Origin of the sequence: Allochromatium humboldtianum, from assembly GCF_013385175.1 — a bacterium.
GTDB lineage: Bacteria > Pseudomonadota > Gammaproteobacteria > Chromatiales > Chromatiaceae > Thermochromatium > Thermochromatium humboldtianum.
The window spans coordinates 434,714-448,088 of record NZ_JABZEO010000002.1 but is presented as its reverse complement, the minus strand read 5'-3'; the positions used below and the strand labels follow the sequence as shown (position 1 = coordinate 448,088).

Here is a 13,375-nt window from a genome sequence, read left to right as displayed (position 1 = left end):
CGTTACCCATCATGGCCCTGGACATCAAGAAATTCCTACCCCGTTTCACTGGCGAGGCCCGCGACCATCTGGGGCGGCTCGAAGCCGGACTGGCGCCGCTGGCTTCGGGCGCCGGTCTGGACAGCAATTCGATCAACGAACTCTTCCGCGCCGCCCATACCATCAAGGGCTCGGCGCGGATGCTCAAGCTGACGGGCATCGCCGACACCGCGCACCAGCTCGAAGAGGTGCTGGGCGCACTGCGCGAGGGTCGGGTACGCCCGAACCCCGAACTCGGTGCGCTGCTGATGCGGTCTCTGGATGCCATCGGCGCTCTGGTCGAACAGGTGGAGCCGAACGCGGGTCAGATCCCGCCCGCTGATGAAGCACTCTGCGCGGCACTCGCGGCGGCGGCTGAAGGGAATCCTGCCGAGTCGTTTTCCCCCTCTCCCCAACCCCTCTCCCGCGAGGGGAGCGGGGCTGAGTCGGCGTCATCTGCAACTGAACCTGAACCCGAGCCGACGCGCATTGCGGCGCCCTCGCCTTCAGCGGCGACGGCGGCAGGGACGAGCACTCCGACTCAGCCCGCGCCGACGCCGACCGAGCCACCGGCGGAACCGGCACGCGACGCCCCGACTGCCCTGCGCGCCCCCGACAGCGTGCGGGTGCGCATGGACAAGCTCGACGAGCTCATCAAGCTCATGGGCGAGGTCGTCTCCAATCAGGCCAAGCTGCGTCTGAAGCTGCTGGAGGCCCGCACCCTCGACAAATCCCTGGCTGCGCTGGCGTCGGCCGAGACCGAACCGGACCGCGAGCGACTGACGGCCCAGTCACAGGCCATGCACGGTTTCACGCTCGCCCTGCGCGATCTGGTCCAGGAGCAGGAACGCCTGACGACCGAACTCAACGATCGCGCCCTGGTGATGCGGATGCTGCCGCTGGCCATCGTCTTCGAGCCGATCGCGCCCCTGGCGCGCCAACTCGGACGCGAGCTGGGCAAGGACGTCCACTGCGAGATCAGCGGCGGCGAGATCGAGCTGGATCGTCAGCTCATCGATCACTTGAGCGATGCCCTGGTGCATCTGCTGCGCAACGCCATCGACCACGGACTCGAATCCCCGGACGAACGCCAGACCGCCGGCAAGCCGCGCCTCGGGCGACTGCGACTCTCGGCACGCCAGGAGGGCGTCGGCGTGCTCATCGAGATCGAGGACGACGGTCGCGGACTCGATCGAGAACGCATCCTCGCCAAGGCGATCCAGAAGGGCCTGATCGATCCGGCCCGCGCCCCAGGTCTCGACGACGAGGCCGTCGAGAATCTCTGCTTGCTGCCCGGATTCAGCACCAGCGCCATCATCACCGACATCTCCGGGCGCGGCGTCGGCCTGGACGTGGTCAAGCGCGCCATCGTCGAGGATCTGCGCGGCTCGCTGTCGATCTCCAGCCGTCCCGGCCTCGGCACCCGTTTCGGTCTCCAGCTCCCGGCCTCGCTCGCCGTGATGCGGGTGCTGCTGTTCGAGGCCGGCGGACGCGCCTTCGGGCTGACCGCGCGCCAGATCGCCGAGCTGATCCGGGTGCCGCGCGACCGAACCCTGCTGGTCGGCGACCGCCCGGCCATGGTGCTGCGCAACGAATTCCTGCCCCTGGTTCAGGCCGGCGACCTGCCCGCACTCCAGATCACGGCCGGTGAACTGTCCGGAGCCGGCTGGCTGGTGGTGGTCATCCAGTCGCGCCAGACCAAGCTGGGCCTGATCGTCGATCGGCTGCTCGACGAGCGCGACATGGTCATCAAACCGCTGCCGGCCCATCTGCGCGCCGGCGGGCTGGTGACGGGCATGGTCGTCACCGGCGACAACGCCCTGGTCAGCATCCTCCAGGCGCCGGCGCTGCTGGAGATGGCGCGCCGGCTGCGCGGCGAGACGCCCCTGGTGAACGCCGACCGTCACCAGCCCCATCAGACGCCCGGCGGACAGCGCCTGCTGGTCGTCGACGACTCGCTCAACACCCGCGAGATCGAGCGCGAGATCCTGGAGGCCCACGGCTACCGCGTCACCCTGGCCGAGGACGGACTCGACGGCTGGCAAAAGGCGCTCGGCGGACACTTCGACGCCGTGATCACCGACGTCGACATGCCGGGGCTGGACGGCTTCTCCCTGACGGCGCGCCTGCGCGGTCACGAGCAGTACCGCTCCACGCCGATCGTGATCGTCACCTCGCGCCAGAAGCCGGAAGACAAGCAGCGCGGCATCCAGGTCGGCGCCGACGCCTATATCGTCAAGGGCGACTTCAATCAATCGAGTCTGGTCGATACACTCATGAATCTGTTAGGTTAGCGCCCGACGCGCACCCGCCCCTGATTCGAGGATCCGAGAACCCCATGCGCATACTGATCGTCGACGATGATCCGCTGGCCGGCGAGATGACCCTGGCCGTCCTCGAAGAGGCCGGACACAGTTGCCGGCTCGCCGAACACGGCCTGGAGGCCCTGGAGCAACTCAGCGAGGATGCGACCTTCGAGCTGGTGGTCTCGGACCTGCACATGCCGCTGCTCGATGGACTAGAGTTATTTCAGGAACTGCGCGAACGCGGCCTGGAACGGCCCTTCGTGCTCCTGACCGGGGACGACCCGGCGCCGTTGCTGGAGCGCGCGCCCGGACTCCATGCCTGTCTGAGCAAGGACGGCGCGCTGGAGCAGCGCCTGATCGAACTGCTCGACCGATTCTGAACCGCAACGACTGGAGACACGAGCGAGGCGCCATCGACATGCCGGCCGGCCCCCAGGACTCCTTCCAGGAACGCAAGCGGCGTCTGCGCGCCTCCTTCATCGAACAGCTTCCCGACCGTCTGCGTCAGGCGCGCGAGCTGCTGTCCGCCCTCACGGCCGGCGAACGCCAGGACGAGCCGCTCAGTCAGCTCCATCTCATCTTCCATACGCTCAAGGGATCGGGCGCCTCCTTCGGTTTCGACGCCATCAACGCCTCGGCCAAGGAAGCCGAGCAGACCCTGCGCGAGGTACTCGACGGCGACCGGCGGCTCTCGCCGAATCTGCTCGCCGATCTGCGCCGGCACGTCCAGACGCTCGAAGAACTCAAGCTGAGCGTCGACAGCGCCATGACGGCCGACAGCGGCCCGCGTTTCGCCCTGCCGGCGCAACGCGCCGACGAGGACGGCTCGAATCAGCGCCTCATCTATCTCTGTGACGACGATGCGCTACTGGCACGCGACCTATCCGATCAGCTCGGCTGCTTCGGCTATCGGGTCGAGCCTCACGTTTCACTGGAGTCACTGCGCGAGGCGGTTCTGAGCCGACCGCCGGCGGCCATGATCATGGACATCATGTTTCCGGAGGGGCGTGATGCCGGGCCGGCGGCCATCGCCGAACTGAATGCCCGGCTGGATGCGCCCATTCCCTGTCTCTTCATGTCGATGCGCGACGACTTCCAGGCCCGTCTGCGCGCGATCAAGGCCGGTGGTCATGCTTACTGTCGCAAACCGGTCAAGGCGGTCGAACTGGCCGAGCTGCTCGATCAGCTCACCAGTCGCGGCACGCCCGATCCCTATCACATCCTGATCGTCGACGACGACCCGGACGTGGGTCAGTTCTATGCCATGGTGCTGGAAGCGGCCGGCATGGTCACGCGCGTCGCGAGCGAACCCGAACGCGTGCCGGCGATCCTGGAGGACTTCGACGCCGATCTGGTGTTGATGGATCTCTACATGCCCAAGTGCTCAGGCCCTGAACTGGCGCGCGTGCTGCGCCAGATCCCCGGCTATCTGGGACTGCCGATCATCTATGTGTCGTCTGAAACCGATGCGCGACGCCAGTTCAAGGCGCTGCAAGTCGGCGCCGACGGTTTTCTGACCAAGCCGATCGAACCGGAGCGGCTGGTGACCGAGGTGCATCTGCGCGCCGAGCGTATGCGCACCCTGCGCTCACTGATGATCCGCGACAGTCTCACCGGGCTGTTCAACCACAACACCATCCTGCAACTGCTCAAGGTCGCCATGGCCTCCTGTCAGCGCACCGAACGCCGGCTCTGTCTGGCCATGATCGACGTCGACCACTTCAAGGCCGTCAACGACACCCATGGGCATCCGATCGGCGATCAGGTGCTGATGGCGCTCGGGCGCACGCTCAGACTGCGACTGCGCGAGTCCGACATCGTCGGGCGTTACGGCGGCGAGGAGTTCGCCGTCATCATGACGGGTCTGGACGCCGAGCAGGCCAAGTCCATCATGGATGCGCTGCGCGAGAGCTTCGCGGCCGTGACCTTCCTGGCCGACGGAGCCGAGTTCCACTGTACCTTCAGCGGCGGGCTGGCGGCCTTCCCCGAATACGGCGATCCCTCGGCCCTGATCGAGGCGGCCGATGCCGCGCTCTACCAGGCCAAGCGCGCGGGACGCAATCGCATCCTGATCGCCCATACCAACAGCCGGCAGTGACGACCGCGATGGCCTCCGACAGCCTGCACCCGAATCAGGATCCATTGGGCGAGATCCTGGAACGCCGCCGCAGCGGCGAGAAAGAACTGGTCGAAGTCGACGCGCCCACCGTCAAGCTCGTGGTCTTCGCCATCGGCGAGCGGCTCCAGGCGCTGCCGGGGGCTCAGGTCGGCGAGATCCTGCCGCTGTCGACCATCCATTTCGTCCCCGGCTGTCCGCCGGCGCTCGAGGGCGTCATCAGCGTGCGCGGCGACATCACCTCGGTCATCCGGCTGGGGGATCTGCTGGGGATCGAGCATGGGGCCTCCGGTCGCCAGGGCGCGATCCTGCTGGCTCAGGGGTCACTCGAAGTCGGCGGCGAGCCGATGCGCAGCGGACTGCGGGTCGATCGTGTCGTGGATGTGCTGGATGTCGTCGAGGACAGTCTCCAGCCGGTGCCCGATACCCTGCCCGAATCGCTGCGGCGCGCGGCGCGCGGTGTCTTCCAGTTGCAGGAGCGCAGCGTACTCCTGCTGAATCTCGATGCGCTGTTTCAGGACTACCTGAGCGGGGCGGGCTGAGTGCGTCCGGACGAGTCCGAGCGCGGTTCGTCGTCGGCGTCCGAGACCATCGCCTTGGTTCGGTGCGAGAGTGGCGGGCTGTGTCTGGCGCTGGAGGCAGCCAAGATCGGCGCCATGTGCGACCTGAGTGAAGACACAGAGGCGCCCAGTCTGGCCGAGCTGCTCGAACTGCCCGAGGTGGCCGCATCCGAACGGCCACGCCGACGCCTGCTCGAAATCATCCATCCGGACCGACGACGTTACATCCGGGTCGACGAACCCGTGGTGCATTTCGAGCTGCCGACACGCGCCATCCAACCCTGCCCGTCCCTGCTGGCGGCGCGCCAGCGTGCCAACGGCGTCCGCGCCCTGACCTGGATCGCGGAGCCGACCGGCGACCGACTGCTGATCATCCTCGATGCCTGGCGCCTGCCGCCCAAGGGTGGATGATGGGTTGTATTGACGCTGATGCTGCGCCTGAATACCGTCGAGTCCTGATTGCTCAGCGTCATCCGCCGCCCCTGAACGATACCGACATGCACGCACCCGACAACGCCCATCCTCGACGATCCGGCCGGTTCCGTTGCCTTGGCCTGGGACTGATTTTGATATTCGGCCCGGTCGCACAACCGGCCTGGATCCAGGCGGCCGATGACGCGCCTGCCGGGCCGGCCAAACCGGCCCTGACCGTCACCACCACCCGCCCCGAGATCCGCGACTGGCCGCGCACGATCGCCGCCACCGGCACGATCGCCGCCTGGCGCGAGGTGATCGTCGGCGCCGAGATCGGCGGCGATCGACTCGTCGAGGCGCCGGTCGAGATCGGCGACCGGGTCGAGCGCGGTCAGTTGCTCGCCCGGATCGACAGCGACAGCGTGACGGCGGCGCTCGAACAGGCGCGCGCCGCCCTGGCCGAATCCGAGGCACTGCTCGCCGAGGCCCGCGCCGACGCCGATCGCGCGCGTCAGTCGCGGGGCACGGCGGCGCTCAGCACCCAGCAGGCCGATCAATACCTGAGCGCCGAACGAACCGCGCTGGCCCGACTCGATGCCGCCCGCGCGCGAGTTCGCGCCGAGGAGCTACGCCTGTCACGCACCCAGGTGCGCGCCCCCGTCGCTGGCATCGTCGCCTCGCTGAGCGCCGCCCAGGGTTCGCTCGTCCAGCCCGGAGACGAGTTGCTGCGCCTCATCCGCGACAGCCGACTGGAATGGCGCGCCGAGGTGCCGGCGACCGATCTGGCGCGGCTGGAACCGGGCGGCCCGGCCCGTATCCTCGCCACTGATGGAACGCCGGTGAACGGCCGGATCCGGCGCGTCGCCCCGACCGTCGATGCACGCACGCTCACCGGACTGGTCTATGTCGACCTGCCCGCCGAGACGACCGGCCAGCCATTGCGCGCCGGGATGTTCGTCCGCGGCGAGCTGGATCTCGGTGCGGCTCCCGCCCTGACACTGCCCCAGTCGGCGCTGCTGACGCGCGAGGGGTTCACCTATGTGTTCCGGCTGGAGCCGGACAGGACCGTGATCCAAACCAAGGTCGGGGTCGATCGACGCCTGGGCGATCGGGTCGAGATCACCGCCGGACTGGAGGCCAAAGCCGAAGTCGTCGACAGCGGCGTCGTTTTCCTTGCCGACGGCGATCTGGTGCGAGTCGCGGAACCCGCACCTTCGCATGCCGGTCGTCGATAAGCCGAGTCTTTCGACCGCCGCCCCGGCAAGGACTTCGCTATCATGCGCAACGCCCGATCCGCATCCGACCGGCTCGGCAACGCAACATCATTCCGTTTGATCCGACCCATCCATGGAACTCAACGATCATGCGTCATAACCCACACAGAGCCACCCCGACCCGCCTCCTGCTCGCCCTGGCACTCGCGGTCCCCGGAACCGTCCTGGCCTATGACACCAGGGACGCCATCCGCGACTGCGAGGCCCGACTGCGCAGCGACTACGGACTCATCGATCTGCGCGATGAGCAGGTCGTCCAACTGCCGGGCGACAAGAACTACCGGGTCGAGGGCAAGACCAAGATCGATGGGCGGAAGTATCCCTGGACCTGCGAGATCCAGCGGCGGCGTGTCGTCGAGATCCAGTACGACGAACGCCGCGCGCCCCGCCGTGACGGCGGCTCGGGTGGCGGTGATGCGCCCGAGGTCGTGCCGCGTCGCTCCGGCGAACTGGAGGTGCGGATGCCGAGCGGTTGCACCGCGCTCTACGATCGCGATGGCACGCTGATCACCCGTGACAGCCGCTGCAGCTCGAACGACCGACGCCGTGCCGAGGATGCCGTCGATGCCTATTTGCTCGGACAGGGACGTGGCCAGGGCGGCGGACGGGGCCGTGAAGGCGGATACGACCGAGGCGGCCGGGATCAGTATGGTGACGAGCGCGGCAGCGGATACGGGCCCGGCAGAGGCGGTCCGCCCCCGGAGATCATGATCGGCCGCAACGGTGAAGCCGAGGCGGTCTTCAGGAACGACTGCGCCGTCTATTACGACCGGCGTGGCCGACGCACCGATGCGCGGCCAAACTGCAACGACCGGCAGCTCGACATGGCTGATCAGGCGATGCGCGACTACCGTCGCGAGCAGGGACTCTAAGTTCAGAGGGATGCGCGTCGGCTGATGAACGTCTCCGCCTGGTCGATCCGTAATCCCATCCCGGCGATCCTGCTGTTCGCCCTGCTGGCCTTCATGGGCTCGCTGTCGTTCATGGCGATGAAGGTCCAGCAGTTCATGGACATCGACCTGCCGAGCGTGCGGGTCTCGGCCAGCCTGCCCGGCGCGGCGCCGGCGCTGCTGGAGACCGAGGTGGCGCGCAAGATCGAGAACGCCGTCGCCACCCTCCAGGGCATCAAGCACATCTACACCAAGGTCCAGGACGGCACCGCGACCATCACCGCGGAATTCCGGCTGGAGAAACCGACCCAGGAGGCCGTCGATGACGTGCGCGATGCCGTCGCCCGTATCCGCTCCGACCTGCCCGGCGATCTGGAAGAGCCGATCGTCGCCAAGATCGACCTGACCGGACTGCCGATCCTGAGCTACACGGTCGACTCGCCGCGTCTGGACGAGGAGGCGCTGTCCTGGTTCGTCGACAACGATCTGGCGCGACGTCTGCTCAGCGTGCCAGGCGTCGGGGCCGTGAGCCGCGTCGGCGGAGTGGATCGCGAAGTGCGTGTCGAGCTGGATCCGGACCGGCTGCTTGCGCTACGGGTCACGGCCGCCGACATCTCGCGCCAGTTGCGCCTGATCCAGCGTGAGGACTCGGGCGGCCGCGCCGATCTGGGCGGGGCCGAGCAGTCTGTACGCACCCTGGCCACGGTCCGGACCGCCGCCGAGCTGGCCGAGATGGACATCAGCCTGTCTGACGGGCGGCGCATCCGGCTCGGTCAAGTCGCAACCGTGACCGACACCGTCGCCGAACGCCGCTCGGCGGCCCTGCTCGACGGACGCCCTGTGGTCGGATTCGAAGTGGTGCGCAGTCGCGGCGCGGGCGAGATCGAGGTCGCCGAGGGGGTACGGACCGAACTGGCGCGGCTCCAGACCGAGCGCCCGGACATCGAGATCGTCGAGTCATTCAACTTCGTCGATCCGGTGGAGGAGAACTTCACCGGATCGATGTCGCTGCTGCTGGAGGGCGCGCTACTGGCGGTGCTGGTGGTCTGGGCCTTCCTGCGCGACTGGCGCGCCACCCTGATCTCGGCCACCGCGCTGCCACTGTCGATCCTGCCGACCTTCGCGGCCATGTATCTGCTCGGGTTCACGCTCAACACCGTGACCCTGCTGGCGCTGTCGCTGGTGATCGGCGTCCTGGTCGACGACGCCATCGTCGAGATCGAGAACATCATGCGCCATCTGCGCATGGGCAAGACGCCCTATCAGGCCGCGATGGAGGCCGCCGACGAGATCGGGCTGGCGGTCGTCGCCACCACCTTCACGCTCATCGCCGTGTTCCTGCCGACGGCCTTCATGAGCGGGGTGGCGGGCAAGTTCTTCGTCCAGTTCGGCTGGACGGCGGCCATCGCGGTGCTGGTCTCGCTGGCGGTGGCACGCCTGCTCACGCCGATGATGGCCGCCTATCTGCTGCACCCGCCGCGCCGCCTCCACGACCGACCACGCTGGCTTGATATCGTGGTGCGGCTGAGCGGACTCTGTGTGCGCCATCGTTGGCTGACGCTACTGAGCGCGGCGGCCTTCTTCGCCGGCGCCTTTGCACTGGTACCTCTGTTGCCGACCGGCTTCCTGCCGCCCGACGACATGTCCCAGACCCAGGTCAGCCTGGAACTGCCGCCCGGCAGCACGCTCGATGAGACCCTGGCCGCCGCCGAGCGGGCGCGCGTCCTGATCGCCAGTCATCCACAGGTACGGCTTGTCTATACCACCATTGGCGGAGGTTCGGCCGGCAGCGATCCCTTCATGAGCACCGGGGCGCAGGAAGTGCGCAAGGCGACTCTGACCATCCGTCTCACCGAGCGCGGCGAGCGTCGCGGTATCACCAAACAGTCGATCGAGCGCGAGCTGCGCGAGGCCCTGACCGCCATCCCCGGTATCCGTTTCACCGTGGGTCTGGCCGGGGCCAACGAGAAGTACATCCTGGTGCTGGCCAGCGAGGACGGTGAGCGACTGGCCGAGCACGCACGTCTGGTCGAACGCGAACTGCGCACCATCCCCGGCATCGGCGGCGTCACCAACACCGCCAGTCTGGTGCGGCCCGAGCTGGTGGTCCGGCCCGACTTCGCCCGCGCCGCCGAACTGGGCGTGACCTCGGCGGCCATCGCCGAGACCCTGCGCATCGCCACCAGCGGCGACTACGACCAATCGCTGCCCAAGCTCAATCTGTCCCAGCGTCAGGTGCCGATCGTGGTCAAGCTGCCGCCCGCAGCGCGCCAGGATCTCGATCTGCTGCGCAGTCTGAGCGTGCCCGGACGGGACGGTCCGGTGCTGATCGGCGCCATCGCCACGCTGACGCTCGACAGCGGGCCGGCCGAGATCGATCGCTACGACCGGCTGCGCAACGTCAACTTCGAGATCGAACTCAATCAGCAGCCGCTGGGCGAGGTGGAGAAGCAGGCGCTGGCCCTGCCGAGTCTGCGCCAGCTGCCGCCGGGCGTGTTCCAGACCACGGTCGGCGATGCCGAGGTCATGGGCGAACTCTTCGCCAGCTTCGGTCTGGCGATGCTGACCGGGGTGCTCTGCATCTATGCGGTGCTGGTGCTGCTGTTTCGCGACTTCGTGCAGCCGGCGACCATCCTGGCGGCGCTGGTGCTGTCGATCCCCGGCGCCTTCCTCGCCCTGTTCGTGACCGACAGCACGCTGTCCATGCCCTCGATGATCGGACTCATCATGCTGATGGGCATCGCCGCCAAGAACTCGATCCTGCTGGTCGACTACATCATCCTGGCGCGTCGCGAGCATGGCCTGAACCGCTGGGAGGCGCAACTCGATGCCTGTCGCAAGCGCGCGCGCCCGATCATCATGACCACGCTCGCCATGGGCGCCGGTATGCTGCCGATCGCGCTCGGCATCGGCACCGACCCGAGCTTCCGGGCGCCCATGGCCATCGTGGTCATCGGCGGACTCATCACCTCGACCTTCCTCAGCCTGCTGGTGGTGCCTGTGGTCTATACGCTGGTCGACGATGGCATCGAGCGGGTGCGGCGGCTGTCGGGGAGAGCAGGACAGAAAGGAGATCGATTGTGCTAGGCTTCGATCTCATCGATCGAACATCCGAAGCCGTCATCCGAAGGAGCCCCCACCATGCGCGTCTCTGGTCGTCCCACCGAGCATTCGCTCGACAATCACGGCCTCTACAACCTCGACACCATCCATTGGAACCTGCCCACACCGGCGCTCTACGAACAGGCGATCCGGGCACACGAGGGCGTGCTCTCGCACATGGGGCCGCTGGTGGTGCGCACCGGACATCACACCGGGCGCTCGGCCAACGACAAGTTCGTCGTCGAGGAGCCGGATAGCCGCGACCATATCTGGTGGGGTGAGATCAACCGCCCGATCGACGAGGCTCATTTCGATCTGCTCCATCATCGTCTGGCCTCCTATCTGCAGATGAAGGAGATCTACGTCCAGGACTGCTATGTCGGCGCCGATCCCGACTATCGGATGCCGGTGCGGGTCATCTCCGAGTACGCCTGGCACAGCCTCTTCGCGCGCAATCTGTTCATCCAGCCCAAGCCCGAGGAACTCGACACCCTGGCGCCCGAGTTCACCGTGATCGACGTGCCGCGCTTCCACGCCATCCCCTCGCTCGACCGGACGCGCTCGGAGACCTTCATCCTGGTCAACTTCGCCAAGCGGCTGGTGCTGATCGGCGGAACCAGCTATGCCGGCGAGATCAAGAAGTCGCTGTTCACGGTGATGAACTATCTGATGCCCTTCCGCGACGTGCTGCCGATGCACTGCTCGGCCAACATCGGACCGGACGGACGCACCGCACTCTTCTTCGGCCTGAGCGGCACCGGCAAGACCACGCTCTCGGCCGATGCCGCGCGCACCCTGATCGGCGACGACGAGCACGGCTGGAGCCCAAACGGGATCTTCAACTTCGAGGGCGGCTGCTACGCCAAGATGATTCGGCTCTCGCCCAGCGCCGAGCCGGAGATTCACGCCACCACGCGCCGCTTCGGCACCGTGCTGGAGAACGTGACCGTGCGCTCGGAAGACCGCCGGCTCGATCTGGACGACGAGTCGCTGACCGAGAACACGCGCGGCGCCTATCACATCAGCGCCATCCCCAACGCCAGTGAGACCGGCATGGGCGGACATCCGAGCGTGGTGCTGTTTCTGACCTGCGATGCCTTCGGCGTACTGCCGCCGATCTCGCGTCTGACGCCCGAACAGGCCATGTATCACTTCATCTCGGGCTATACGGCACGGGTCGCGGGCACCGAGAAGGGCGTCACCGAACCCTCGCCCGTGTTCAGCGCCTGTTATGGCGCGCCCTTCTTGCCGCTGCATCCGCAACGCTATGCCGAACTGCTCGGCCGGCGCCTCGCTGAGCACGGCACCCAGGTCTGGCTGATCAATACCGGCTGGAGCGGCGGTCCCTATGGGGTCGGCGAGCGCATCAAGATCCCGCACACCCGAGCCATGGTCAACGCCGTACTCGACGGCCGGCTCGACGGCGTGCCAATGCGGCTCGATCCGATCTTCGGTCTCCAGATCCCCGAATCCTGCCCAGGTGTCCCGGCCGAGATCCTCGATCCCCGGAGCACCTGGCCGAACGGCGCCGACTACGACGCCCAGGCATGCAAGCTCGCTGGCATGTTCGCCGCGAACTTCAACAAGTTCGCCGATCAGGTCGACCCGCGCATCGTTGCCGCCGGACCCAAGGCGGCCTGAGTCATGCAAGAGTACGATTCGATCGAGATCACCCGGCCGGACGACTGGCATCTGCATCTGCGCGACGGTGCGGCCATGGCCGATGTGGTGGGTTTCAGCGCGCGTCAGTTCGCGCGTGCCGTCGTCATGCCGAATCTCAAGCCGCCGGTGGTGATGACTGAGCAGGCGCTCGCCTACCGTGAGCGTATCCTGGCGGCGCTCCCTGAGAGCAGCCGCTTCGAGCCGCTGATGACGCTCTATCTCACCGATCGCACCACCCCGGACGAGATCGCGCGCGCGAAGGCGAGCGGCGTGGTGGTCGCCTGCAAGCTCTATCCGGCCGGGGCGACCACCAATTCCGAGAGCGGCGTGACCGACATCCCCCGGCTCAAGCCGGTGCTGGAGGCGATGCGCGAGGTCGGGATGCCGCTCCTGGTGCATGGCGAGGTGACGGAGGAGGCGGTCGACATCTTCGATCGCGAGCCGGTCTTCATCGAGCGGGTGTTGCGCCCGCTCATCGATCAGGTTCCCGGACTCAAGATCGTGCTGGAGCATGTGACCACCGCCGAGGCCGTGAACTTCGTGCGTTCCGGCCCCGAGACCCTGGCCGCGACCATCACGCCGCATCATCTGCTCTACAACCGCAATGCCATCCTGGCCGGCGGGATTCGTCCACATTTCTACTGCCTGCCGGTGCTCAAACGTGAGCGCCATCGGCTGGCGCTGGTCGAAGCCGCGACCAGTGGTCATCCACGCTTCTTCCTGGGCACCGACAGTGCGCCTCATGCCGTTGGGAGCAAGGAATGCAGTTGCGGCTGCGCCGGCATCTTCAGCGCTCATGCCGCGCTGGAAGCCTATGCCGAGGTCTTCGACCGGGCCGGCGCGCTCGACCGGCTCGAAGGCTTCGCCAGTCAGCATGGACCGGATTTCTACGGCCTGCCCCGCAACCAGGAGCGCATCCGACTGATCCGCGCTTCCTGGACGCTCCCTGAGCGTTATGCGTTCGGAGACAGTCAGGTGGTTCCGATGTGCGCCGGCGAGACCATCGGCTGGCGGATCGAGTGATCCTCGGCCG

10 protein-coding genes are annotated in these 13,375 nt (G+C 67.3%); all 10 read left to right on the top strand.

Features of this window, described 5'->3' with window-relative positions; translation table 11 throughout:
- The first annotated feature begins 11 nt into the window (after positions 1 to 11).
- The 10 genes from HW932_RS04575 (at position 12) to pyrC (ending at position 13,365) form a co-directional block, all read left to right on the top strand.
- Positions 12 to 2,312, top strand: a complete 2,301-nt coding sequence (locus HW932_RS04575) for a hybrid sensor histidine kinase/response regulator (RefSeq protein WP_176975305.1) — start codon at positions 12 to 14, stop codon at positions 2,310 to 2,312.
- A gap of 44 nt (positions 2,313 to 2,356) precedes the next feature.
- Positions 2,357 to 2,704 (top strand): response regulator, encoded by a 348-nt coding sequence (locus tag HW932_RS04570; protein ID WP_176975304.1) that lies wholly within the window; start codon positions 2,357 to 2,359, stop codon positions 2,702 to 2,704.
- Positions 2,705 to 2,742: 38 nt separating this feature from the next.
- Positions 2,743 to 4,422 (top strand): GGDEF domain-containing response regulator, encoded by a 1,680-nt coding sequence (locus HW932_RS04565; RefSeq protein ID WP_176975303.1) that lies wholly within the window; start codon positions 2,743 to 2,745, stop codon positions 4,420 to 4,422.
- An 8-nt stretch (positions 4,423 to 4,430) separates the two neighbouring features.
- Complete coding sequence (locus HW932_RS04560; RefSeq protein ID WP_176975302.1) at positions 4,431 to 4,982, top strand: chemotaxis protein CheW; 552 nt, start codon at positions 4,431 to 4,433, stop codon at positions 4,980 to 4,982.
- A complete protein-coding gene (locus tag HW932_RS04555; RefSeq protein ID WP_176975301.1) occupies positions 4,983 to 5,411 on the top strand; it encodes a hypothetical protein in 429 nt (142 codons plus the stop codon). It begins immediately after the preceding gene.
- A gap of 86 nt (positions 5,412 to 5,497) precedes the next feature.
- A complete protein-coding gene (locus HW932_RS04550; protein ID WP_176975300.1) occupies positions 5,498 to 6,649 on the top strand; it encodes an efflux RND transporter periplasmic adaptor subunit in 1,152 nt (383 codons plus the stop codon).
- A 128-nt stretch (positions 6,650 to 6,777) separates the two neighbouring features.
- The gene (locus HW932_RS04545; protein ID WP_176975299.1) at positions 6,778 to 7,560 is read left to right on the top strand and encodes a hypothetical protein; all 783 of its coding nucleotides are present in this window, start codon (positions 6,778 to 6,780) and stop codon (positions 7,558 to 7,560) included.
- A gap of 24 nt (positions 7,561 to 7,584) precedes the next feature.
- Positions 7,585 to 10,665, top strand: coding sequence for an efflux RND transporter permease subunit (locus tag HW932_RS04540; RefSeq protein WP_176975298.1), 3,081 nt, complete (start codon positions 7,585 to 7,587; stop codon positions 10,663 to 10,665).
- Between the two features lie 54 nt (positions 10,666 to 10,719).
- The gene (gene pckA, locus HW932_RS04535; protein WP_176975297.1) at positions 10,720 to 12,321 is read left to right on the top strand and encodes a phosphoenolpyruvate carboxykinase (ATP); all 1,602 of its coding nucleotides are present in this window, start codon (positions 10,720 to 10,722) and stop codon (positions 12,319 to 12,321) included.
- Between the two features lie 3 nt (positions 12,322 to 12,324).
- Positions 12,325 to 13,365 (top strand): dihydroorotase, encoded by a 1,041-nt coding sequence (gene pyrC / locus HW932_RS04530; RefSeq protein WP_176975296.1) that lies wholly within the window; start codon positions 12,325 to 12,327, stop codon positions 13,363 to 13,365.
- Positions 13,366 to 13,375: the final 10 nt, after the last annotated feature.

Bases quoted from the DNA above. Each gene is read 5' to 3' on its own strand.
- HW932_RS04575 (WP_176975305.1), top strand. From the start codon at position 12: ATGGCCCTGGACATCAAGAAATTCCTACCCCGTTTCACTGGCGAGGCC.
- HW932_RS04570 (WP_176975304.1), top strand. From the start codon at position 2,357: ATGCGCATACTGATCGTCGACGATGATCCGCTGGCCGGCGAGATGACC.
- HW932_RS04565 (WP_176975303.1), top strand. From the start codon at position 2,743: ATGCCGGCCGGCCCCCAGGACTCCTTCCAGGAACGCAAGCGGCGTCTG.
- HW932_RS04560 (WP_176975302.1), top strand. From the start codon at position 4,431: ATGGCCTCCGACAGCCTGCACCCGAATCAGGATCCATTGGGCGAGATC.
- HW932_RS04550 (WP_176975300.1), top strand. From the start codon at position 5,498: ATGCACGCACCCGACAACGCCCATCCTCGACGATCCGGCCGGTTCCGT.
- HW932_RS04545 (WP_176975299.1), top strand. From the start codon at position 6,778: ATGCGTCATAACCCACACAGAGCCACCCCGACCCGCCTCCTGCTCGCC.
- HW932_RS04540 (WP_176975298.1), top strand. From the start codon at position 7,585: ATGAACGTCTCCGCCTGGTCGATCCGTAATCCCATCCCGGCGATCCTG.
- pckA (WP_176975297.1), top strand. From the start codon at position 10,720: ATGCGCGTCTCTGGTCGTCCCACCGAGCATTCGCTCGACAATCACGGC.
- pyrC (WP_176975296.1), top strand. From the start codon at position 12,325: ATGCAAGAGTACGATTCGATCGAGATCACCCGGCCGGACGACTGGCAT.